This is a genomic window from Cystobacter fuscus (assembly GCF_044360685.1).
Classification (GTDB): Bacteria; Myxococcota; Myxococcia; order Myxococcales; family Myxococcaceae; genus Cystobacter; species Cystobacter fuscus_C.
Genome location: NZ_CP043491.1, coordinates 7,882,360 through 7,903,169 on the forward strand (window position 1 = coordinate 7,882,360; position 20,810 = coordinate 7,903,169).

Here is a 20,810-nt window from a genome sequence, read left to right on the forward strand (position 1 = left end):
CCTGGTCAGGAGATCGAGGACAGCACGCCGACCGCGGCGCCGTGGAGGCGTGAAGCGGCGGCCAGGAAGTCACCGCTCGTCAAACTCCACGGACGACCCTGGGTATCGGAGATCCTGCCTCCGGCTTCCTCGACCAGCAGGGCGCCAGCCAGCAGCCCGGAGCGGACCTGACTGTATTGCCAGAAGGCGTCCATCCGCCCAGCCGCGACCTGAATGAGCTGAAGGGTGGCCGGCACCGACACGCGGAGGACCAGGGCGTTGTCGAGCATCGCGGTGACGGACTGGCCGATACGGCGGTAGGTTTCACGGTCCTCACCCGGCTGCGCCTGACCGGTCCCGACCAGCGCCGCGTCCAGCTTCGTCTTGTCCGACACCTGCAATCGCACCCCATCCAGGTAGGCTCCGCCGCCCCGGATCGCGGTGTAGGTGTTGCCGGTCATCGGCAGGTACACCACGGTCAGCACCGGTGTGTTGTCACGCACCAGCGTCGCCGTGACACACCAATCGGCCATTCCGTGGATGTGATTGATGTTCCCCTCCACGGGATCCGTGATCCACCACTCGCCAGGCGGCAGTTCCCCCACTTCCAGTTCGTCCTCGACCCATCCCGCCCCGGGACGCGCTTGCATCAGCATCCCCCGCAGGATTCCCAACGACTCCTCATCATTGGCATGGAGCGCGGCGAGGATTTCATCCCTGCTTCCAAGTCGCGAGGCGGAGGAAAAACGACCCTTGAGGTGACGCCCCGCGGCTTGGACAGCCGTCACGACGGCGGGCAGCAACGCTTCATCACTGGTGCCAGTCAGCATGTGTTCCTCTTGTGTGTGTGGATGACGGTGGATAGAATGTGAGCATTCGCTCACGTTCGCTACTCGCATTCACCCATGACCACCCGACCCCCCGCACACACGCTCGACCCGAGGAAGAAGCCGGGCCAGAAGCGCTCGGAGGCGACCGTCGCCGCCGTGCTCGAAGCGGCTGCTCGCATTCTGGAAACGGAGGGCTTCGAGGGCTATACGACCAACGCGGTGGCCCGGCGTGCTGGCGTCAGCATCGGCTCGCTGTACCAGTACTTCCCCAGCAAGGACGCGATCACCAAGGCGCTGATGCTCAGGGAGACGACCCAGCTCCTGGAGGACGTCGCCGCCATCGACACGGAAACGAGCGGGCGGGCGGGCCTCCAGCGACTGATCGAGGTGGCCGTTGCCTACCAGTTTCGCCGTCCAACCCTCGCGCGGCTGCTCGACGTGGAGGAACGCCGCCTGCCGGTCGGCCAGGAAGTGCAGCGCGTCGGTGAGCTGTTGACCCGTACGGTCCAACGGTGCCTCGACGCGCCCGACCTGGCAGTCTCGCCTTGTCCCCCATACGTCGCCGAGGATCTGCTGGCGATCATGAAAGGCCTCGTCGATGCCGCGGGAGACCGCGGCGAGCGCGATGACGCGACACTCGTCGCACGGGTCAACCGGGCCGTCTTCGGCTATCTGGAGCACGCCCCGTCCCGGCTGAGTAGAATCACCGGAGTCTCCCTTGCTTCCGACAGGACGAAGCGCCGATGAGTGATGCCGATGCGAAGACCCCACGCGTGCCCATCCCGCGAGATCGCGACAACGACTACACCGAGAGCGCCGCGGCCAGGCGCCGCGCCTTCATCCAGGAGCGCACGGGGGCGTCGCTCGAGCACGTGGGCCACTACTCGCTCGAGCCCGGCACCCTGCCCGGCAACATCGAGAACTTCATGGGCGTGGCCCAGGTGCCGATCGGCATCGCGGGCCCGGTGCGCATCCGCGGAGAGCACGCCCAGGGCGACTTCTACATTCCGCTCGCCACCAGCGAGGGCACGCTCGTCGCCAGCTACAACCGGGGCATGCGGCTGCTGACCGAGTGCGGCGGCGTCAAGACCACCGTGGTCGAACAGGCCATGCAGCGCGCCCCCGTGTTCCTCTTCGAGGACGCGCGAGCGGCGCGTGAGTTCGGTGAGTGGCTCACCGAACACCACGAGGAAATCAAGGAGGCCGCCGAGAGCACGACCCGCGTGGGCAAGCTGCTCCACATCGCCCGCTATCCGCTCGCCTGCAATCTCTACCTGCGCTTCAACTACTCGACCGGGGATGCCGCGGGACAGAACATGAGCGGCAAGGCCACGCACGCGGCCTGTGAGTGGATCCTCGCCCACTACCCGAAGAAGATCCGCTACATCCTCTCGGGCGCGATCGACACGGACAAGAAGCACTCGCAGCTCAATGTGTTGCAGACGCGGGGCCGGCGCGTGGTGGCCGAGGCGGTGCTCTCGCGCGAGGTGCTGGAGCGTATCGCCCACGTCACGCCCGAGCAGCTCTTCGAGTACCGGCAGATCACCCAGGCGGGCGGCTTCATGGCGGGCAGTGCCTACAATGGAGCGCATGCGGCCAATGCCCTCGCCGCGATGTTCATCGCCACCGGCCAGGACGTCGCCAACGTCTCCGAGTCCCATGCCGGCATCACCTACGCCCAGCTGCTGCCCAACGGCGACTACTACTGGTCGGTCACCCTGCCCGCGCTGATCGTCGCGACCTACGGTGGCGGCACCTCGCTGGCCACCCAGCGCGAGTGCCTCGAGATGCTCGGCTGCGTGGGCCAGGGCAAGGCCGACAAGCTGGCGGAGATCTGCGCCGCCGTCGTCCTCGCGGGCGATATCTCGCTCTCCTCCGCCATCCTGGCCGGCGACTGGGTGAGCAGCCACGACAAATACGGCCGCAACCGCAAGTAGGCCGGGCCGCTGCACGGAGTGGGGCGGCCCGTCAGCGCCCCATCCGCTGTCCGGCGCGCACCGCGGACGTCGGGTAGAACGTCCCTCGCCAGACAACGCCCCCTCGCACGAGCGCCAGCACGGCCGAGCGGATCGAGGCCCAGGCGGCGGGCAGGACGCCCAGGAAGGCCAGGGGCGCGGGCGATCGGGGAAAGCCGGCCCAGGTACTGAAGGCCCAGGTCGTCCCGGCTCCCAGCGCCCACGTTCCCACCCCGAGGAGCACGAGCGCCGGGCGTCCCGAGAACACTCCCGCGAGGAACCCGCACTCGAGCACCGTCAGGAGCACGTTGCCCAGGACGAGCGCGAGGAAGGGAAAGGACGCGCCGCCCTTCTCCAGCGCCCGGGTGAAGGCACCCAGGGACGGGTAGAACTCGAGGCTCACGCCACCGCGGCCATTGAGCACGGCCTGCTTCGCTCCGGAGCGCTTGAGCATCATTCCGAGCGCGACGTCGTCGACAATCTCCATCTTCAGCCACTCCAGCCCGGGCGTGCGCTCCAGGGCCGAGCGGCGCACGAGGTTGAAGGCTCCCGCGCCCATGGTGGCGGACGAGCGCGGATCGGACACCGCCCACATCCGGACGCTCACGCACAACAGCCGGAACATGGAGACGAGCGCCATCTGGAGCACCACTCCGGAGCTGGTGATCTCGGGCAATACGGTGACATGGCCGAGCCCCTCGTGCTCCGCGTGGGCGATGATCTTCTCCAGGGTTCCCGGGGCCAGGTGCACGTCCGCGTCGCTGAAGAGCACCCATTCGCCGCTCGCGCGTTCCAGTCCCCGGTGCATGGCGTGGACCTTTCCGAGCCACCCCTCCGGCAGGTGTTCGACGTGCACCACCTGGAGCCGGGGTTCGGTCCGGACGAAGTGGTCGGCGAGGGCTCCCGTCGAATCCGTCGAGCGGTCATCCACCAGCACCAGCTCGAGTTCCGGGTAGGTGTTCCCCAGCTTGGAGCGCATGGCGGACTCCAGCGTGCGTTCCTCATCACGCGCGGGCATGACCAGCGACACCCGAGGCCACCGCGCGGGGGGCGGCACGTTCAATCGCTGGACCTGGGGCACGGCACGCATGACCCGGACCAGCAGGACGGTCATGGTGAGCGCATAGAGGGCACTGGCGGCGGTGAGGAGGAAGAGGAGCATGGTTCGCCCAGGCGGAGTCTTCCCCGCTCCATACATCAGCTTTCCGAATAAACTGCCGCGGCATGCGGCACCTGACCGGAACCATCCCCCTCCGCCCGGCCCGTTCCAACGGGCCGTCCCCGTGGCCGTGGCGGCACGAGGTGGAATGACATGTGGCTCGCGCTCACGCTCCTCCTCCTCCTCGCCACCCTCGCCGGGCTCGTCGCGTGGCGGCTGCGCCCGAAGCCCTCCCTCTGCCAACCCCAGCAATACGACACCGCGCCGCGGCCGGGGACGTTCGCGGTGCGGCCGCTCGAGGCGATGCCGCCGATCGCTCGCGAGACGCCTCTCCTCGAGGCCCAATCCACTGCCTGGCGCGAGGCGATGGCTCAGGCGGGCCTCCGGCTGCGCCGCGCCGGGGTGCGCCACGTCGTCTTCGTGCACGGCACCTTCGTCGGCCACGACCCCACCCTGCTGCTCTCCTCGCTCCAGGGGCCTCTCTCGGCGCTGGGCCCGGGGTTCATGCCGTCCCTGCAACGCCTCTCCAAGCTCCCGAGCGACCGCCTCCTGAGAGATCTCGGCAACTACACCCCCGAGTACGTCTCCCTCTTCCAGAAGGCGCTGGGCGCGGACATCCCCACCACGCGCTTCGTCTGGTCCTCGGCGAACAACCATGTCGCCCGCCTGCGCGCGGCCGTGGAGCTGCTGCGGCTGCTGGCCACCTCGGAGCTTGGGCGCAAGCGGGCGCTGCTGCTCGGGCATAGCCACGGCGGCCAGGTGCTCGCCCTGCTCACGCAGCTCGTCTATCCGGCGCGGACCGCGGAGGCGCTCTGGCAGGCCGTGCGCGACGCGGGCGAGCCCACCGAGGCCCTCCAGGACATGGCGCGCACGGTCGCCCGCGCGCGGCTCGACATCGCCACCTTCGGCATGCCGCCGCGCTATGGCTGGGCCACGGGCCGGCAGTGCCGTCTCCTCCACGTCATCAATCACCGGGGAACGGAGCCGCGCGGGAGCTCCATCGCCGGAGTCCTCTACACGGAGAACGGCGACTACGTGCACCAGTGGGGCATCTCCGGCTCGGACATTCCGCCGGGCAGCGCGAAGGAGCGGGAGCTGGCCGCGCGGCTCGATGCCATCCTCGGAGAGGGCCACGACGTGCAGGCGTGGCTGCGGCACGTACGCCATGGCGCGCGCGTGCCGAGGGATGGGTTCAGCTACCTCGTCGACTACGGCGACCGGGGCACGGGTGCCATGCCCAACTGCCTGACCACGTGCTTCGGCCACGGCGTCTACACCAGCTACGACGCCATGCTCTTCAACGCCCGGCTCCTCGCGGACCACTTCTACCGGTAGCACAGTTCTCGCCAAGGGGTTGTCACTGCCTGGCCTTCCCTCCAGTGGTTCTGGTCGGGAATTGCACCAAGACACCAGAGGATTCGGCTCTTCGGGTCACCCGCCATGCTGGACCGGCGCGGCGTCCAGGCTCCACTGCTCCGGCGAGAACAAGCACACGCCGTTGCCCGCGTCGTCGGTGCTCACGCAGAACTGGGTCAAACACGGATAGGGCCGATGCAAGGAGCAGTGCAGACGACACCGGCCCTGGTGGCACACGAAGTCTTCCGGACAACGCCCAGCACCCTCCTGCCCACAAAGCTGGACGCATTGCCTCCAGGCCTGCCCCTCCACGGAGACAAACGGCTCCGTCTCGCACACATCCCCCTCGGAACAGGGCTCCTCGCCGTGACATGGATGTCCCCGCACCTCGAGGCACACCGACACGCCGCCGTCCTGCCGGACGCACTCCCGGCCCGCGGGGCACGCACGGCCCTCACACGAGGGCTGGCACACGGGCCCGTCAGGGTCCCCTCGGGCACAGAAGAAGCCTTCCGGGCACGTCCCCTTTTCCCCAGGCATGCACCGCCGACCACACCAGCCGGAACCGGCGCAGACGAGCCCTTCCTCACAGGCCCATTGCCTCAGAGCCGGCTGCGGATACCGCAGGCACCGTTCTCCCTCCTTGCGCGTCCCCTCGAGGGCACATGCACGGAGAGCCATGCCCTGCCGCCCCCGCATGGGAACGGACCGACAGGCGCTCTGAGCAGGGCACCACGAATCCGACTCACATCCACTCCCCGTGCATCGCCGTTGCTGGTAGCGCGGATCATGGAAACACACGAGTGGCGGGTCACACTGCTCGTCCCCCTCGCAGGGATGAAGATGGGTTGGCCGTTCTCGGAACTCCGCGGGAGGCAGCCACGGAGCGAATCGCCACCCTTCGACCACCCGCTCCTCGGGCGCCCAGCTCCATAGAAAGAGCAGTCCCAGCAAGGGGAGGACGAGCAGCGACACGGCGGCGAACGCCAGCGCGGTCCGCCATTTCATGGCCGACGAGTTCCCTTGGACCTCAACGACAATCCGCTCACATCTCGCGGACGCTCCCGCCCGATCCTGCGCACCATGAGGGCCATGATACTCGCGCAATGAGCCCGCCGCACGATTTCACCCATCAACACCGGGGATGCCGTGCGGTAACATGAGCCCATGCTGTCACAGGAGTTTCATCTCTCACCGTGCGACATCACCACCAAGGAGCCTGGGCCTTGGGCGCTACCTCCGTTGCTCGTCCTGCTCACCTGTATCTGTGTCAGTGGGTGTTTGGATGGAGTCAACTGCACGTCAACGGATACCACCCATAGCTGTTGCGTGAAGAACCACCCTGACAATCCGGAAGCCTGCGACGGAATCGAGGGGACGGAAGGTCAAGCCTTCCGGTCTGTACAACCCATGAAGAACACCCGCGTCCCTGATGGAAAGGTCGCGACCACAACCGCAGCGGCACTGGTGCTGAAGGATGTCGATGATCTTCAAGCGGCTCAAGCGGAGATCGAAAAGCTCTTGGAAAAGTGCGCGCGCCATGCGGAAGAAGAGATCAACCGAAAGCGGCTGGGTGGAAGGAAACCGAGAAGAGACGAGTGCGACCAGAAAATCGGAAGGACCCCCAAAGGGGAGCCGATAACCCAGGCGATGCGCTGGGGACTGGAAAAACACAAGGAGGCTCGCGAGTGTGCCGATAAAGCACTGAATCAACTGCTCCCCAGACACTTCAGCCTGGAACAGCGCTACCGCTTCGACCCCGTGACAGGACGCAAGAGTCTCGTGAGCAAAGAAGCACGAGAAGAACTCATGCGGCAAGGACGGGAAAAAGAGCTTGAGGGCACCCTGGAACCTGATGTCGTCATCCATTCAGGAGACCCACTCCACGCATGGGCTATCTATGATTTCAAGTTCCCCTGCCCAGAAACCAATCTCCCTACCTGGAGCACATATCCTAAAGGGCATCCCTATCAGGGTCGCACTCAAGGAGAGATGTACCGACGCGTTCTGGGACAATCGCCTTCTCGCATTACCCCCTTGGACGGAGTCATTCCAGAGCCCGTATGGTGAGCAAAAAATATCCGAAGCTCAGGCAAGCCTCGCCTGATGGTCGATTGGTGCTGCGCGAAGGACTCATCCTCTGTTTCTTCATGCGGCGCGCACACGACGACATATCTCAGGCCGTCACGCGCGCTCTGGACCTCTATCTCGATGCAGTGGGACACGAAAAGCTGAGCTGGTACGTGGACATGGGAGGCGACATCTCCCCCGAAGAGTACAAAGGATGGGCGGGGGACGTGCGGCCCCTGGATGGCGGACTCTGGGCGAAGGTTCGCGCTGAACTAAGCTCCCGCGATAGCTGCATCCTGCGGTTGGAGGAGTACGAAAACCAGGTAGGTGGTTTTCATTTCGAGTACCACGGCAGGCCGAGAGAAGACCTCGATCTGCCAGGTTTCGTGAGCGCGGTGTCCTTCTGGATGCCCACCGAGTACCTGGACACCCGTGGACCCGAGCACGTCAAGGCCCTGGCTGTGGCGCTCGCACGAGAACTCCCTCTCACCTCTGGCTATGTCAGCCTTGCCTTCAACCCTCTCCTGGAGAGCAAGCCGGTCATGCAGTTCATCCGCGAGCAATGCTTCCGCTACCCAGGGATGGACATACCTCGCCTCGACACCACCTCCATGAACCTGGGAGAGCGTGTGCTGGGCGCCTACTGGCTGAACTTCTACGGTCAGCCATTGCTCAATCAACTCGGCGGCGTGGCTGGTCTTCGCGCGCGGCTGGCTCTTCCAGAGGTGTCCATTGAAGACGCAGGCGCGGAGAAGGCGCTGGTTTCCCTAGGGAAATGGCCTGAAGCGGGCGACGTGGAGCAAAAGGAAGAGATGAAACCCTACCGCGCCCTGGCTGGGGTGTTGGAACCCTACTTGTACGCGCAGCCCGGTTCCCAAGCTACCGCACGACGCTGGCAGCGCCGCTTCCTCGACTGACCACCGCCTGCCTCCTCCGCTCAGGCGGATGAAAGCCCACTTCCAGTCGTGGCGAGCCCTCCGACTGAAAACAAGAACAATCTGTTCTTGTAGTTTACATAGAATTTACTTAAAGCGGGTGCAACCCCAAGTCCACGAGTCCACGTGGAGGACGCAATGCGCCGAGCCAAGCCCGATAAGTCGTTCCCCGCCGTTCACCCCCGCCGGTCGCGAGTCATGAACCTCGCCACCTGGAGCCTGCTGGCGGTCAGCGCGAGCTGCGCGCCCGCCTCCAGCCCCGAGCAGAGCGAGGCCGCGGGAAGCACCGCCCAGCCCCTGGCGACCAACCAGTACACTGTCAACTTCAAGACCTGGTCGGGCCACTACCTCGTGGCCGACAAGGGCGGGGGTGCGGACCTGATGGCCTACAGCACCCAGGCGCTGGAGTGGGAGACGTTCACCCTCACCGATCTCAACGGCGGCTCGCTCGTCAACGGTGACACGGTGACGCTGCAGAGCATCAGCAACCAGTACGGCTCGGCGCTCAATGGCGGCGGGAGCACCGTGCGCTTCACCGCCACCGCGCCCCAGTCCTGGGAGCAGTTCACCCTGCAGAAGCTCAACGGCACCGGTACCGTCGTCAGCGGCGACTCCATCGCCCTCAAGACGGTGGTGACGGGCCAGTACATCTCCGCCGCCAACGCGGGCGGCTCCACGGTCTCGGCCGCCGGGGCCTCGGCGCGCGAGTGGGAGACGCTCACCCTGGGCATCACCGCCTCGGGGGGAGGGGGTGGCACGGGGGGCCCGGACTTCGGCCCCAACGTCTTCGTCTTCGATCCCTCCATGTCGGCGGCGAGCATCCAGAGCCGGCTCGATCAGATCTTCCAGCAGCAGGAGACCAACCAGTTCGGCAGCCAGCGCTACGCGTATTTCTTCAAGCCGGGCCAGTACAACGTCGACGTGCGGGTGGGCTTCTACATGAGCGTCTTCGGGCTTGGACAGTCGCCCGACAACGTGACCATCAACGGCGCGGTGCGGGCCAAGGCGGACTGGTTCAACGGCAACGCCACCCAGAACTTCTGGCGCGGCGCCGAGAACCTCTCCATCGTGCCCACCAAGGACTCGAACACGGCGGTGTGGGCGGTGTCGCAGGCGACCACCATGCGCCGCATCCACGTCAAGGGCTCCATCAACCTCTGGGACAACGCCTACCAGAACGCCTGGTCGAGCGGCGGGTTCATCGCGGACTCGAAGATCGACAACGTCATCAACTCCGGCACCCAGCAGCAGTTCCTCACGCGCAACACGAGCCTGAACAACTGGCAGGGCCAGAACTGGAACATGGTCTTCGTGGGCGATGAGCAGGCCCCGTCGGGCACCTGGCCCAACCAGGTGTACACCGTCGTCGACACGACGCCCGTCATCCGGGAGAAGCCCTACCTCTTCATCGACGCCAACGGCGCCTACGCCGTGCGCGTCCCCTCGCTGCGCACCAACAGCAAGGGCACCACGTGGAGCGCCGGGACGACCGCGGGCACCACCCTCTCCATCGACAAGTTCCACATCGCCCGCTCGGACCGGGACACGGCCGACACGCTCAACGCCGCGCTCAGCGCGGGCAAGCACCTGCTGCTCACCCCGGGCATCTACCACCTGAGCCGTGCCCTGCAGGTCTCCAACCCCAACACCATCATCCTCGGCCTGGGGCTCGCCACGCTCATTCCGGATCAAGGCACCGCCGCGATGAACGTCGCGGACGTGGACGGCGTGACGGTGGCCGGAGTGCTCTTCGACGCGGGCATCAACAACTCCGCCGTGCTGCTCTCGGTGGGCAGCGCGGCGAGCACCGTGAGCCACGCGGCCAACCCCACGGCGCTCTTCGACGTGTCCTGCCGCGTGGGCGGAGCGCAGGCCGGCAACGCCACGGTGTGCGTCACCATCAACAGCAACGACGTGCTCATCGACAACATCTGGCTGTGGCGCGCCGACCACGGCAATGGCGTGGGCTGGGACACCAACAAGGGCATCAACGGCATCATCGTCAACGGCAACAACGTGTCCGCCTACGGTCTGTTCTGCGAGCACTTCGAGGGCTACCAGACCCTGTGGAACGGCAACAACGGCCGCGTCTACTTCTACCAGTCGGAGATCCCCTACGACGTGCCCAACCAGAGCCGGTGGACGCACGACGGGGTGAACGGCTACGCGTCGTACAAGGTCGCCAACTCGGTGACGAACCATGACGCCCGGGGCCTGGGCATCTACTCCGTGTTCTACAACCCCGTCATCCTGGAGAACGCCATCGAGACGCCCACCACCCCCGGGGTGAAGTTCCAGCACATGATCACGGTGTTCCTCGGCAGCACCCCGGGCGCCGCGATCAACCACATCATCAACGGCACGGGCGCCGCCGTCACCAACCAGAACATGGTGTCGAAGTCGTCCTACTAGCCACCGGAACACGTCGCCGCCGGAGGTCCGCGGAGGGCCTCCGGCATCAAGGGCGACGCGCTACCAGCTCGCGACGTTGATGTTCGCGGACGTAGCGGAACTCGCGGGCAACCAGGTCGGCTGCGTGAAGCGGATGCCGAAGATGGCATCCGACGTCGGCGCGGAGACGCGGACATACTGGTTCGCGCTCGAACTCGTATAGGTCTTCAGGACCGCGCCCGAGGCGTCGAGCACCTCGAACTTCGGGCAGCCCGTGCCATCCATGGTTCCGCAGGCCACCATGAAGACCTCCACCCCCACGTACCGTCGGCCATTCACGGCGCCACAGGCCGGATAGATCCAATGCGTGTCCACATAGTTGGAACCCACGGCGGGGGGAACCATGGAGGAAGTGAACGGCTGCACCGTGTCGCAGGCGAGGCCATTGTGATAGGCGGTGAGCGCCGAGTCCTGGGTAGCGGGCTCCCGCGGCGCTTCTTCCATGGCCTCCCCGCAGCCCACGGAGAGCAGCAGCGAGAAGGACGTCACGACGGCGGCGATCGAGAGACGGTGGTTCATGGAAATCCTCGGGATGCGAGTGGATGGACTGCGCGAGGACGCATGAGCAAGTGACAGGCCAACCCGGTGACTGGGGCAACCCCTTGGAATCTGGGCGGGTGCTGGAACGAGGTGTACCAGTTCCCGAAGGAGGAGGCCGGTACACCGCTGTACCGGTGGTACACGTGGTACACCGCGCTGGCGGGCTGCCCGCGCAGTGGGATTTGCTCGGCGGAAGCCGCCCGGCCCACACTGCGGCATGGGAGGAAGTCCATGGTCGTGAATGAACAGGCCACGAAGATCGCCGCTTCGGCCGAGCGAGTCTGGAAGCTTTTTTCGACCCCCGACGGGCAGCGCATCGCCGGCAAGGGCTACGTCTCGTCGATGGAATTCGAAGGTCAAGGGCTCGGCATGGTGCGAACCATGCGCACGGAAGGCCATCTGGGCGTGGCCTATGTGAAGGAGCGCTGCGACCACTACGACGACGCGAACATGGAAATGATGTATCAGATCATCGACACGGGCGGCCTCGTGCCGTTCGCCGATTATCGTGGCTTCGCGAAGGTGATTCGTGCCGGACCCGAGGCCTGCGTCCTGATGCTGCGCTCGACCTTCATCCCCGTGGACATGCCCGAAGCAGACGCGAAGAAGATTTCGGAAAAGAACTTCGAGCTCTTCTTCCAGAATGTGAAGGCCGCGGTCGCGGCGGGCGAAGTCTGATGCCGGTCATCACCACGCCCGCCGACAACGCATCACAGTTCGTCATCAGTGTGGCCGCGAATGTCGGGCCGGGCGACATGGTGCGGCTGGACGGCGACGACGAGAGCGAGGCTCACGTCACTTCTTCCGCAGCGGCTTCAACGCCCCACCCCAGGCGATGACTTGCTCAATCAGGGTGTGGACCGACTTCTCATGGTGGGGCGCCGGCGCGAAGGTGCTGTAGTTCTCGAAGTCGGTGCGAAGCGAGAGCATCACCTGGGCGCGCACGTCGGCGACCTGCAGTTCACCCATGACCAGACGCAGTTGCTCCACCGCGCGTGTTCCACCCGCGCTGCCGTAGCTGACGAACCCGGCCGCTTTGTTGTTCCACTCCTTGTACAGGTAGTCGATCGCGTTCTTGAGCGCGCCGGACATCGAATGGTTGTACTCGGGCGTCACGAAGACATAGGCGTCGAAGGAGTCGATCTTCGCGGCCCAGGCCTTGGTGTGCGGTTGCGTGTACTGTCCCATGGACGGTGGCACCGGCTCGTCGAGGAGCGGCAGGTTGAAGTCCTGGATGTCCACGAGTTCGAACTCGGCGTCATCGCGCTTCTTCGCGAGTTCGTGGACCCAGCGGGCCACGGCCTCGGCCTTGCGGCCCGGACGCGTGCTTCCGATGATGATGGCCACCTTGAGCATGGTTCGCTGTTCTCCTGGAGAAGGTTGGGTTCAGCACTTCCTCGGGTGCATAGCACCCCGAGCGAGTCGGCGGCGGAGCCGCGCTCCCGTAGAGTTGTCCACCGGGCGATGCTCAACGGGCCACTGTTGGTGGGGTGTGCCTGGACGCGCCCACCCCTGGCAGGCCAGACGCCTCTCGGTTGTCCCAAGGAGTCCACGTGCGCAACGTCTCCTGGGTCGGCTGTCCCACCGGAGCCCGGGAGGCGTCATCGTGCGGAAGTTCTGGTTCGCGTTCGCACTGGTCCTGGTGGTCTCCTTCTCCATCCTGGGGTGGACGGGGGTGCGGATCTACCAACAGGCCCCTCCCGTCCCGGAGCGGGTGGTGACTACCGATGGCCAGGTGCTCATCGGCCCGGGGGAGATCCACCGGGGCAGAACACCTGGCAGTCCATGGGCGGCATGGAGGTGGGCTCCAGTGGGCATCAGCCTGTTGCCCGTGGGGCTGATGCAGACCTGGGCCGCGGTGGAGCACGGCTACTGGTACGCGCGGAGCGCCGAGTTCCTCCAGACGCCCGTCATGGACACGCTGCGGTGGCTGCGCGTCCCCGGCGACACGCTGTTTGCCCTGGGCTCCGTGGTGCTGGTCTTCTTCTGGGGGCCAGTCATTGGGCACACGCGGAAAAGAAAAACGGGAGCGTCACCGCTCCCGTCTCTCATCCATCTATCCCGGCCGAGCTTACGGCAGCGCGGGGGTGTTCTCCGCGAAGTACTCGTGGTTGTCCGCGTTGTCCAGGGCCCTGGAGGGGTTGGAGGACGCGAGGCTCTTGGCCGAGCTCTGGCCGTAGGCCCAGTCATCCGTGGCCGCCACCACGTTGAAGTGGCTCATCTCGTGGACCAGGGTGCCGGCCTTGGAGTCCGTGCCCGTGGCGGGAGCGCTCCAGAAGGCGTTGCACACGTAGATCTTGTACGGCGCGGTTGGATACACGTAGGCGTAGTAGCTGTCGCTGCAGCTGCAGTCGACCACGATCGCCGCACTGGCGAAGGCGTTCTTGATGTTGGTGAAGTGGCTGCGAGCCGTGCCCAGGTTGGTGCTCGAGTAGGCGCCGAACCAGGTGGTGTAGCGCGTGGTGCCCGAGGAGATGCCGTTGAGGTAGGACGACGCGCTGTTCGCGTACGAAGTGGCGTTGGCCACCGCGGTGCTGATCGACGACTGCTCCGAGGTGGTGCAGGCGCCCGAGTACGACAAGCCCTGGGCCGACACGGTGCCCTGAGCCTGGAGCTCGGGCTGGCCGCTCTCACGGCCCTCGATCCACAGGCTCACGAGGTTGGAGTCGAGCTGGGCGGCCTTGGAGAGGAGCGCGCTGTGCTGATCCAGCGAGCGCGCGGCGTAGCGGAGGGTGTAGCTGCCGGACTCGGACAGATCATACATGCCCGACACGGGCGCCGAGCCCGTCAGGCTCTCGCCGGGTGCCAGGGTGATGTAGTCCTGGGCGGTCGGCGCCGCGCGCTTGATCTCAGGGCCGATGTACTCCACCGGCTCACCGTTGCGGGTGACCTCGAACAGGCCCTCCTTGAGGTGCCCATCCGGCACGTAGAACTTGAGCAGCCGCACCGGCTGGGACGAGGTGTTGGTGAAGGTGACCGCCACCGACACGTCCTCGCGAGCGCTCAGCGACGACTTCGCCACGGACAGGCTCACCGTCACGTCGCCAGTGGCCTGGTCCTGAATCTCGGAGCCGTCCTCGCCCTCCGCCGGAGCGCCACACGCGCCCAGTAGAGACACACCGACGATTCCGCCCACCAGCCACTTGAAGTTACCGCGAAGGCTCTTGCTCACGCAGGACTCCCTTTCTGGATCAAGACCGGTGCCCACGAGGCGCCCCGGTTACCCAGTTTATAACATAATGAGAAATTTTATGTAATTCCCCGTTTGGCCGAGAAACATGACTTGAGTCCAAACGGCTCACTTCGCGTCAACCTTGATAAAGACACAGAGTCCGGGAGAAGCGGATCGTGTTCGCGCCCGCGTTCAGTTTGACGTGGAGCGTCGTCACCGTCCGTTTGTCCCAGTTCGTCTTGGCGTAGGAGAGCGCCATGCTCGCCCCTCCGTTGACGGACACGTCGTGGGCGATGCGGGCGCTGACGAGGGGTTGCTTTCCTTCCTGGGGTTCTACCTCGAAAGTCATCCCGTGGAACCGCCCTCAAGAGGTAGAGTACCCGGCTCCGGAGTCCCACCGCCCATGTCCCTCGCCCTCGCGAGCCTCGCCCCCATCCCCCCTGAGTTGCTCCTCGTCCTCGTGGTCTGGCTGCTGCTCTGGGATCCGGTGCATCGGCTTCTGCTGCGCCTCACGACCTGGGTCTTCAACCGGGGCGCATTCCGCGCGGCTCTCGCCCTCATCCGAGTCCTGGAGCGCCTTCCCCTCGCGGCCTGGATGAGACCCATTTTGCGGCGGGAGGAGCTCTACGCTCACTCGGCACTCGGCCGTACCGAGAAGGCCGTTTCGGGGGCCCGCGACCTCGCGGTCCATGCCAAGGCGGACGCGTGTCTTCCTTGCGCCAACTGCGCCATCAACCTCTTCATCAACGCGGGCCTCTATTTAGAAGCACTCGACATCGAACGGGGCTGGCAGGGTCCGTCCAATCCCCCGGAGCCGTCCGCGGCGCGCGATTGGGCCCTGGTGCGGTTCAACCTCGTCGAGGCCGTCTACAACCTCGGGAGCTGGGAGGCCGCCAGCGCGCGTCTGTCCAACCTGGAGGAGACAGCTCGTGGGGATGCCTTCCTGTGGAACTTCTTCCCCGTCCAACGCGCGTGGATCCTCTCCCATACCGGACGCGGAGAGGACGCGCTCAGAGCCCTCGCCCAGGTGGACTGGCGGCGCCTGCCCCGGATGTACCGGAGCGAGGCGCACTTCGCCCGTGCCGCCTCGCTGCTGGCGGTGCGCCGGTACGAGGAGGCTCGGCGAGAGGCACGCACGGGGTTGAAGCACGCGCTCCGGGTGTCGAGCACGCGCAACGGGCTGTTCCTGCTCGGGCGCATCACCCTGGCGGAGGGGCACCCGGAAGAGGCTTTGCGCTTCTTCGAGGCTGGCGCCACGCACCCCTACCAGGGTCAGGGGGGAGATGGCCTGCTGGCCTGGGGAGATTGCCTCGCGGGGCTCGGCCGCCATGACGAGGCCCGGGAGGCGTGGAGGCTCGTCCTCGCGCGAGACAAACAGAGTGGTACGGCCTCGCGGGCGGCTTCGCGGCTCGGGCTACACGGGCCGGTATCGGGAGAGGGGAACGCCGAGGTGGGCACGTGACGGGTGTGCTCAAGCCATTCGGAGCGCTAACGAAGGCGTACCTTCAAGTGCTCCATAGCGGCATTGGGCCGCCCCAGGAAGGCATCGAGCAGGCGCTCCTCGACGGAATCTTGCTCCCAGACCGCGGCGCGCTCGAGCCCCACGCATTCCTGTGGCTCGGCGGATCTCTTGTTGCCAGCGGTGTCGAAGATGGTGCAGCGACGGAAGTCTCCCACGTCCTGCCTGAACTGAACGAGCGGCTGAGTCATGTGCTCCTCGAGTGCTCTCCATCCGATGATTTCCCATGCATTCAGAGCCAGCAGGTTGACGGCAATCTTGAAGAGGACGGGCCTTGACGCAATCCTGTCCAAGTCAGAGTCTGGGTCCGTGGTCTTGTGATCGTAGAAGGCAATACTGGGTGGTTCAAGCAGTCTCCCATACCCGAAGAAACCATCGGCGAGTGCCAGCCTGACAAACATGCCTGCCTTTTGTTTCTGCCTGCCCAATTCCGACAAAGGTGTCAAACGATTCGTAGGGCGGGGGTTGTTGGAGCAATTTTTTTGACACCTTCTACGGGCTCATGTTCTCGGACGAGATGCCCGACTGGGTCAGCAAGAGCGCGAAGGGCTACGACGATACGCCGCCCCTGATACAGGGGGCCGCCAGCCCCTGGCTGAGGGAAGTACCCAGTTTAATGCGGGCGCCTTGCCAGGAGAGTCGTGGGCCGGATACAAGGAACTCAATGTCTTGAGTCGGAGACTTCCGCATGGGTAGAATCCCACCGTAGTGATAGCCTGTTTCGCTAGGGACCCTCATCCACCCCTCGCCCGAGGGGCAACCGGTCAGGGGTGCGGCTTACCGAAACTGGCTCTTAGCGCAATTTTCCTGACAGCCAAACTACAGGCAACAAGGTGCTGGGACATACCTACCAAATCCAGCTTCATCCATGGGGTTAAGAGCAGGTGCGAGCCTGCGGTTCCCCTGCATAGAGGTGCTCAATGGCCGAACTTCAAAAAGAAGATGTCCTTTGGCGGTTGCTAACCGCCGACTCGCCCGATGCGGCTATAAGTATTTTTATCGCGGAGAAAAACGCACGAACTCCTGCGCTTATTGACCGCCTCGGAGAACTCGAACAAGGAGAGTGGGTTGCAAGTCGAGAGCGGATTCAAGCAGTCATGCGCCTTATACAAAACACCCACAAGTTGATCCATAGGTTCTCGCATGTCGACAATCTATCTGATTTAGCAAGCGCCGCTCAGAGTCATTGGCTCTGCTGGAGCTTTAATTTCAAACCTTTGATTCAAGTCAGCATTTTCGATGCCTCCCGCGAAGGCGACACCGCGCGTGCCGAGAGACTCAAAAACGCCTTGCGCGTTTATGAATTGGCCTTCGAACTCATTGAGAGGTTGAACAAGCTACAGCCGCGACGTCCGATGGATTTAAAAACTCATCCAGAGCTTATGGACCCTGGATTTCTAGAGTTTCTCCGAGCCATGGCTCAACACGAAAGGAGTAACGAAGCCAGTAAGGAAAGCACAACCCATATTGAGCAGGTCATTGAGCATCTGGAAAGCAGCAGGAGGGCTATCGCCGCCTATGATGAATTTCACAAGCAACTGCGCGATGGAACCGAGCAGGTAAAAATAAGGATACCGACTAGTCCTGAACGCTCGGAGCTTTGGTTCTTTCCTCCATCACAGCTTTTTTCAAGATTTGAACAACTCGCGGGAAAAGTTAAAGACAGAGAGATCGAACTGACGGTGGCAGCAAGGGATGCGGCTGACCTGTCAACCGGATTATATGATCCCACCAATCCCTTCCAAAACAATAGGGACTCGCTCTTTGCTTGGGGAGGAACGGCTTTTTGCGCCTTCTTGATCAACACCAGTCCGACCTTGGCTTTTGATTGTCTGCAACAATTCCGAGCTTTACTTGACGCTCCGATCATGCACCGCATCTCTACGGCAGAGCGTATTAGCTACGTATTGCGCTATGCAATGCTTTTAGCGCCTAATTACCTTGTAGTTCCTGAACCTCGACTTGCTTTAGAAGATGCATTTCGCCTACTCAACGCAGTAGAACCGCAGGCCAATGCGAAGACCAACCCGCGCCTTCGCCGTGACATATTGTTCTTTCGGGCTCGCATCCGCCGTGAGCTTTCTCGATGGGACCCACCACAAGTGATTGGTGCTATTGAAGACTTCAAGAAGGGGCTCGCCATTGAAGGAGCAAAGTACGAGCGCGAAGCACGTGGCCGCGCGTTGGGAGATCTAGCCAGTGCCCTTACGCATGCGCCACCGGGCGTCAGGGCAACTGATGCGGAACTCGTCGCGATTTATGAAGAGGCGTTACAATTGCTAACCGAATTCCCTATCGGTCTGGCGACGGTCTTGATTCAGCTTGCGCAGTTTTACAACGAAAGGACAGAGGGTGTCCGAAGTGAGAACCAAGAGTTCGCGCTTCGGTACATCAATCAAGGAATTGACTCCTTGCGGAGCATGGAACTGCCGATAGATGCTGGGGTGTATGTCAAGCAAATCCAAGCAACTCTTGAACTAACCAAGGGCAATATTCTCCGACGTCGCTCTCCTGGTGATCCAGAGCAACGACGGCAGCTTTCCATTCAGTCATACCACCGTGCGTTGAGGATATTGCCCGCAGAAGGCTTCGATAGGCTACGTGGTGAGATTCGTTTAAACTTGGGATATGCCTACCTGGAGGGGGAGCCCAAACAAGGCGAAGCCGAGATGGCCATGCAGCATCTTGATGAAGCCATGAGCTTGCTCCAGACGTCACCTGACGTTTATGGACTTGTGTCCATCGCACGGGCCGAAGTATGGTTTTTCGCTCCATCAGGTGGGCGTGCCGCATGGTGGGATCAAATGCAGGCTGTTGAGCGCGCGCGCAGGATCTATCTCGAATCTAGAGACCTTGTCGGGCTTGGTAAAGCGTGTTGGATGATGGCTCGGCTTCAAACTTTCGATGGACATCGTTCACGCTTTCGTATGAGACGGGCAACTCAGCATCTAGCCATGGCTGCTGAGAATTTCGAATCACAAGGCGAGATAAGTCTTGCTATCGAAGTACTTGAAGAATATGCAGCCATCCAAGTAGACCGGTCAAGTCTCGAACTTGAACAGAAAAATTTTCACCTTTTTGAGGCAAGAGCAGCCATCAAGAGAGCCCTACAGCACGTCGCTCATCTAAAAAAGCGCAGTGATCATGGTGCTTGGCGGCGTCGCTGGTCCGAGAGAAACGCGTGGTTGTCCACCCATCTCATTTGGTTGGAAGCAAACCTGGGAACGGATGCAACCGAGCTATGGAGTCTCGCTCAGCAAGCGAAAGCAAACGAGATGAGCCAGCAACTGGCCGAGATTAAATTGAGGGCGAAGGCTATTGCCTCTGGTGATGAGCGAGCACGTGCCACTGATGAAAGCCGACGCCTTGCCCTTATTTATGAAGCAGACTTCATTCGCAATCAAGACCGAAGCCCTCCCGAGAGTGATCGGTCCGATGCCATTCGTGGCACGCATGAAGCACTGGACGAATATCGGCAGGAATTGATCGCTCTTGAACTTCGTGCCGTGGCGTCTCCTGTTCTGAGCATCGGGACTGCAACACCTGGACACTCTGTTGATGTCTCAAGCACCAAAAGGATACTTTGCGATATTAATGTCTCAAAATGGGGGACTGTCGTCCTGTGGGCTGGACATGGCTTGCCGCCACACGGAGCAAAATCTGTCATACCCCTCCACCTTGGACAGATCGACTCCTGGCTGTATGGAGATAAGAATGAGACAGGTTGGCTCAATGCATATGCCAACAGAAGTGCAGATCCAAAAAAATGGAAAGAATCGACTCGCAGCCTCATTCAGCAAGTGAATGAGAATTTGTGGGAGCCCAGCCTGGATAGCACTGATCTTTCCTTGGAAGGCACCCGGCTACTCATCTCGCCTGGAGTTTTGGGTGGAATTCCGCTTCATGCTTGCGCCCCCAGAGGCAAGCGCCTCGTGGACACCATTGAGGGATTGGCGTGGGTGCCCAAACCCGAACTCGTCGAGGTTGACACTGTACTTCTTCAGAAACAAAAGGTTCTTTGCATACTGTCAGATCCAATCGTAATGGGGTCTGACAGACTTGATGAAGCGCCCGGGGAGATCACGTCTTTCGCCACGACGTTGGCGCAAGTTGGCGCTGACGTCACTCTCCTGGCGTCAGCAGATATTGCGCTAGGTCGCGCTGTATTTGAACGGCGCTCGCTCATGTTACCGTCCAATGTTCAAGTGCTGGAGCAGCGTCCAACTCCCGAATGGATGCAGGAGCACTTGCATGAATTTGATTTGATTTTCTACGCTGGTCATGGAATGGCGGGTGGCGAGCACGAACCCGAACTCCTGCTCGTCGATGAAGCCGGTCGTATGAAATCGCTCCGCCTGCTGGATCTCCTTTCTGCCAAAGCCCTTGATCGGAAGCCGTTAGTCCTCTTAAGTGCCTGTGAAACAGCCCATGAGGGAATGCCGAGTCCAGGCGAGCAATTCAGCTTGGCCTCTGGTTTTCTTCGCCTGGGAGCTCATTCCGTTGTTGGTACTTTATGGGTTGTAAACGACAAGATCGCAGCGAAGTATAGCAAAAACTTTTGCACTGAACTTGCAGCCGGAGTTGCATATGACATCGCATTCGTAAAGGCGGTTCGTTCGAACACAGAAAACGATGAGACGGCTTGGGCGACATTTTGTTACTGGCTTACTCCATTCCCTACTTGAATCATTCGAAGACAAACTAGGACGCGACCCGCTCAAGTCGCGCTACGCCGCGCCTCAGCCCGAGCCCCTGTTGCTATGCGCGAAGAGGCTCGGGGGGAAGTGGCGCAATGCGTCGATAAAACCGTTTGGCAACTGCGCTGACACGGCAGAATACGGGAA

Annotated in this window: 16 protein-coding genes; 9 read left to right on the forward strand and 7 right to left on the reverse strand. The window is 63.0% G+C overall.

From position 1 onward, the window contains the following. Nucleotides 1-5: 5 nt before the first annotated feature. On the reverse strand, nt 6-809 hold the full coding sequence (locus F0U63_RS32195) for an inositol monophosphatase family protein (RefSeq protein ID WP_395835795.1): 804 nt from the start codon (nt 807-809) through the stop codon (nt 6-8). Nucleotides 810-884: 75 nt separating this feature from the next. Here F0U63_RS32195 and F0U63_RS32200 point away from each other — a divergent pair, with 75 nt between their 5' ends. Further along, complete coding sequence (locus F0U63_RS32200; RefSeq protein ID WP_395835797.1) at nt 885-1,556, forward strand: TetR/AcrR family transcriptional regulator; 672 nt, start codon at nt 885-887, stop codon at nt 1,554-1,556. Further along, complete coding sequence (locus F0U63_RS32205) at nt 1,553-2,746, forward strand: hydroxymethylglutaryl-CoA reductase (RefSeq protein WP_395835799.1); 1,194 nt, start codon at nt 1,553-1,555, stop codon at nt 2,744-2,746. Before F0U63_RS32200 ends, F0U63_RS32205 begins: the two co-directional genes overlap by 4 nt. A gap of 31 nt (nt 2,747-2,777) precedes the next feature. Here the strand turns inward: F0U63_RS32205 and F0U63_RS32210 are convergent, their stop codons facing one another. Further along, nucleotides 2,778-3,926 (reverse strand): glycosyltransferase, encoded by a 1,149-nt coding sequence (locus F0U63_RS32210; protein WP_395835801.1) that lies wholly within the window; start codon nt 3,924-3,926, stop codon nt 2,778-2,780. 150 nt (nt 3,927-4,076) lie between these two features. Here F0U63_RS32210 and F0U63_RS32215 point away from each other — a divergent pair, with 150 nt between their 5' ends. The 4 genes from F0U63_RS32215 (at nt 4,077) to F0U63_RS32230 (ending at nt 10,696) form a co-directional block, all read left to right on the forward strand. Beyond that, on the forward strand, nt 4,077-5,258 hold the full coding sequence (locus F0U63_RS32215) for a hypothetical protein (RefSeq protein ID WP_395835803.1): 1,182 nt from the start codon (nt 4,077-4,079) through the stop codon (nt 5,256-5,258). Between the two features lie 1,431 nt (nt 5,259-6,689). Further along, a complete protein-coding gene (locus F0U63_RS32220) occupies nt 6,690-7,349 on the forward strand; it encodes a hypothetical protein (RefSeq protein WP_395835805.1) in 660 nt (219 codons plus the stop codon). Next, entirely contained in the window at nt 7,343-8,266 is a 924-nt protein-coding gene (locus F0U63_RS32225) for a type VI immunity family protein (RefSeq protein WP_395835807.1), read from the forward strand. Before F0U63_RS32220 ends, F0U63_RS32225 begins: the two co-directional genes overlap by 7 nt. 216 nt (nt 8,267-8,482) lie before the next feature. Then, nucleotides 8,483-10,696: a hypothetical protein gene (locus F0U63_RS32230; RefSeq protein ID WP_395835809.1), complete on the forward strand. Its 2,214-nt coding sequence runs from the start codon at nt 8,483-8,485 to the stop codon at nt 10,694-10,696. A gap of 60 nt (nt 10,697-10,756) precedes the next feature. On the opposite strand, the gene F0U63_RS32235 is transcribed toward F0U63_RS32230, so the two are convergent. Continuing rightward, entirely contained in the window at nt 10,757-11,254 is a 498-nt protein-coding gene (locus F0U63_RS32235; RefSeq protein WP_395835811.1) for a hypothetical protein, read from the reverse strand. A 252-nt stretch (nt 11,255-11,506) separates the two neighbouring features. Here F0U63_RS32235 and F0U63_RS32240 point away from each other — a divergent pair, with 252 nt between their 5' ends. Then, nucleotides 11,507-11,953 (forward strand): SRPBCC family protein, encoded by a 447-nt coding sequence (locus F0U63_RS32240; RefSeq protein ID WP_395835813.1) that lies wholly within the window; start codon nt 11,507-11,509, stop codon nt 11,951-11,953. 117 nt (nt 11,954-12,070) lie between these two features. Here the strand turns inward: F0U63_RS32240 and F0U63_RS32245 are convergent, their stop codons facing one another. The 3 genes from F0U63_RS32245 to F0U63_RS32255 form a co-directional block, all read right to left on the reverse strand. Continuing rightward, nucleotides 12,071-12,631, reverse strand: coding sequence for an NADPH-dependent FMN reductase (locus F0U63_RS32245; protein WP_395835815.1), 561 nt, complete (start codon nt 12,629-12,631; stop codon nt 12,071-12,073). A gap of 715 nt (nt 12,632-13,346) precedes the next feature. Beyond that, nucleotides 13,347-14,447: a M35 family metallo-endopeptidase gene (locus F0U63_RS32250; protein ID WP_395835817.1), complete on the reverse strand. Its 1,101-nt coding sequence runs from the start codon at nt 14,445-14,447 to the stop codon at nt 13,347-13,349. Nucleotides 14,448-14,583: 136 nt separating this feature from the next. After that, a complete protein-coding gene (locus F0U63_RS32255; RefSeq protein WP_395835819.1) occupies nt 14,584-14,796 on the reverse strand; it encodes a hypothetical protein in 213 nt (70 codons plus the stop codon). A 54-nt stretch (nt 14,797-14,850) separates the two neighbouring features. Between F0U63_RS32255 and F0U63_RS32260 the strand changes: the two genes are divergently transcribed. Beyond that, complete coding sequence (locus tag F0U63_RS32260) at nt 14,851-15,909, forward strand: tol-pal system YbgF family protein (RefSeq protein ID WP_395835821.1); 1,059 nt, start codon at nt 14,851-14,853, stop codon at nt 15,907-15,909. Between the two features lie 26 nt (nt 15,910-15,935). Here F0U63_RS32260 and F0U63_RS32265 read toward each other — a convergent pair whose 3' ends face one another. Further along, nucleotides 15,936-16,367, reverse strand: a complete 432-nt coding sequence (locus F0U63_RS32265; RefSeq protein ID WP_395835823.1) for an immunity 26/phosphotriesterase HocA family protein — start codon at nt 16,365-16,367, stop codon at nt 15,936-15,938. A 519-nt stretch (nt 16,368-16,886) separates the two neighbouring features. Here F0U63_RS32265 and F0U63_RS32270 point away from each other — a divergent pair. Then, nucleotides 16,887-20,651: a CHAT domain-containing protein gene (locus tag F0U63_RS32270; protein WP_395835825.1), complete on the forward strand. Its 3,765-nt coding sequence runs from the start codon at nt 16,887-16,889 to the stop codon at nt 20,649-20,651. The last annotated feature ends 159 nt before the right edge of the window (nt 20,652-20,810 follow it).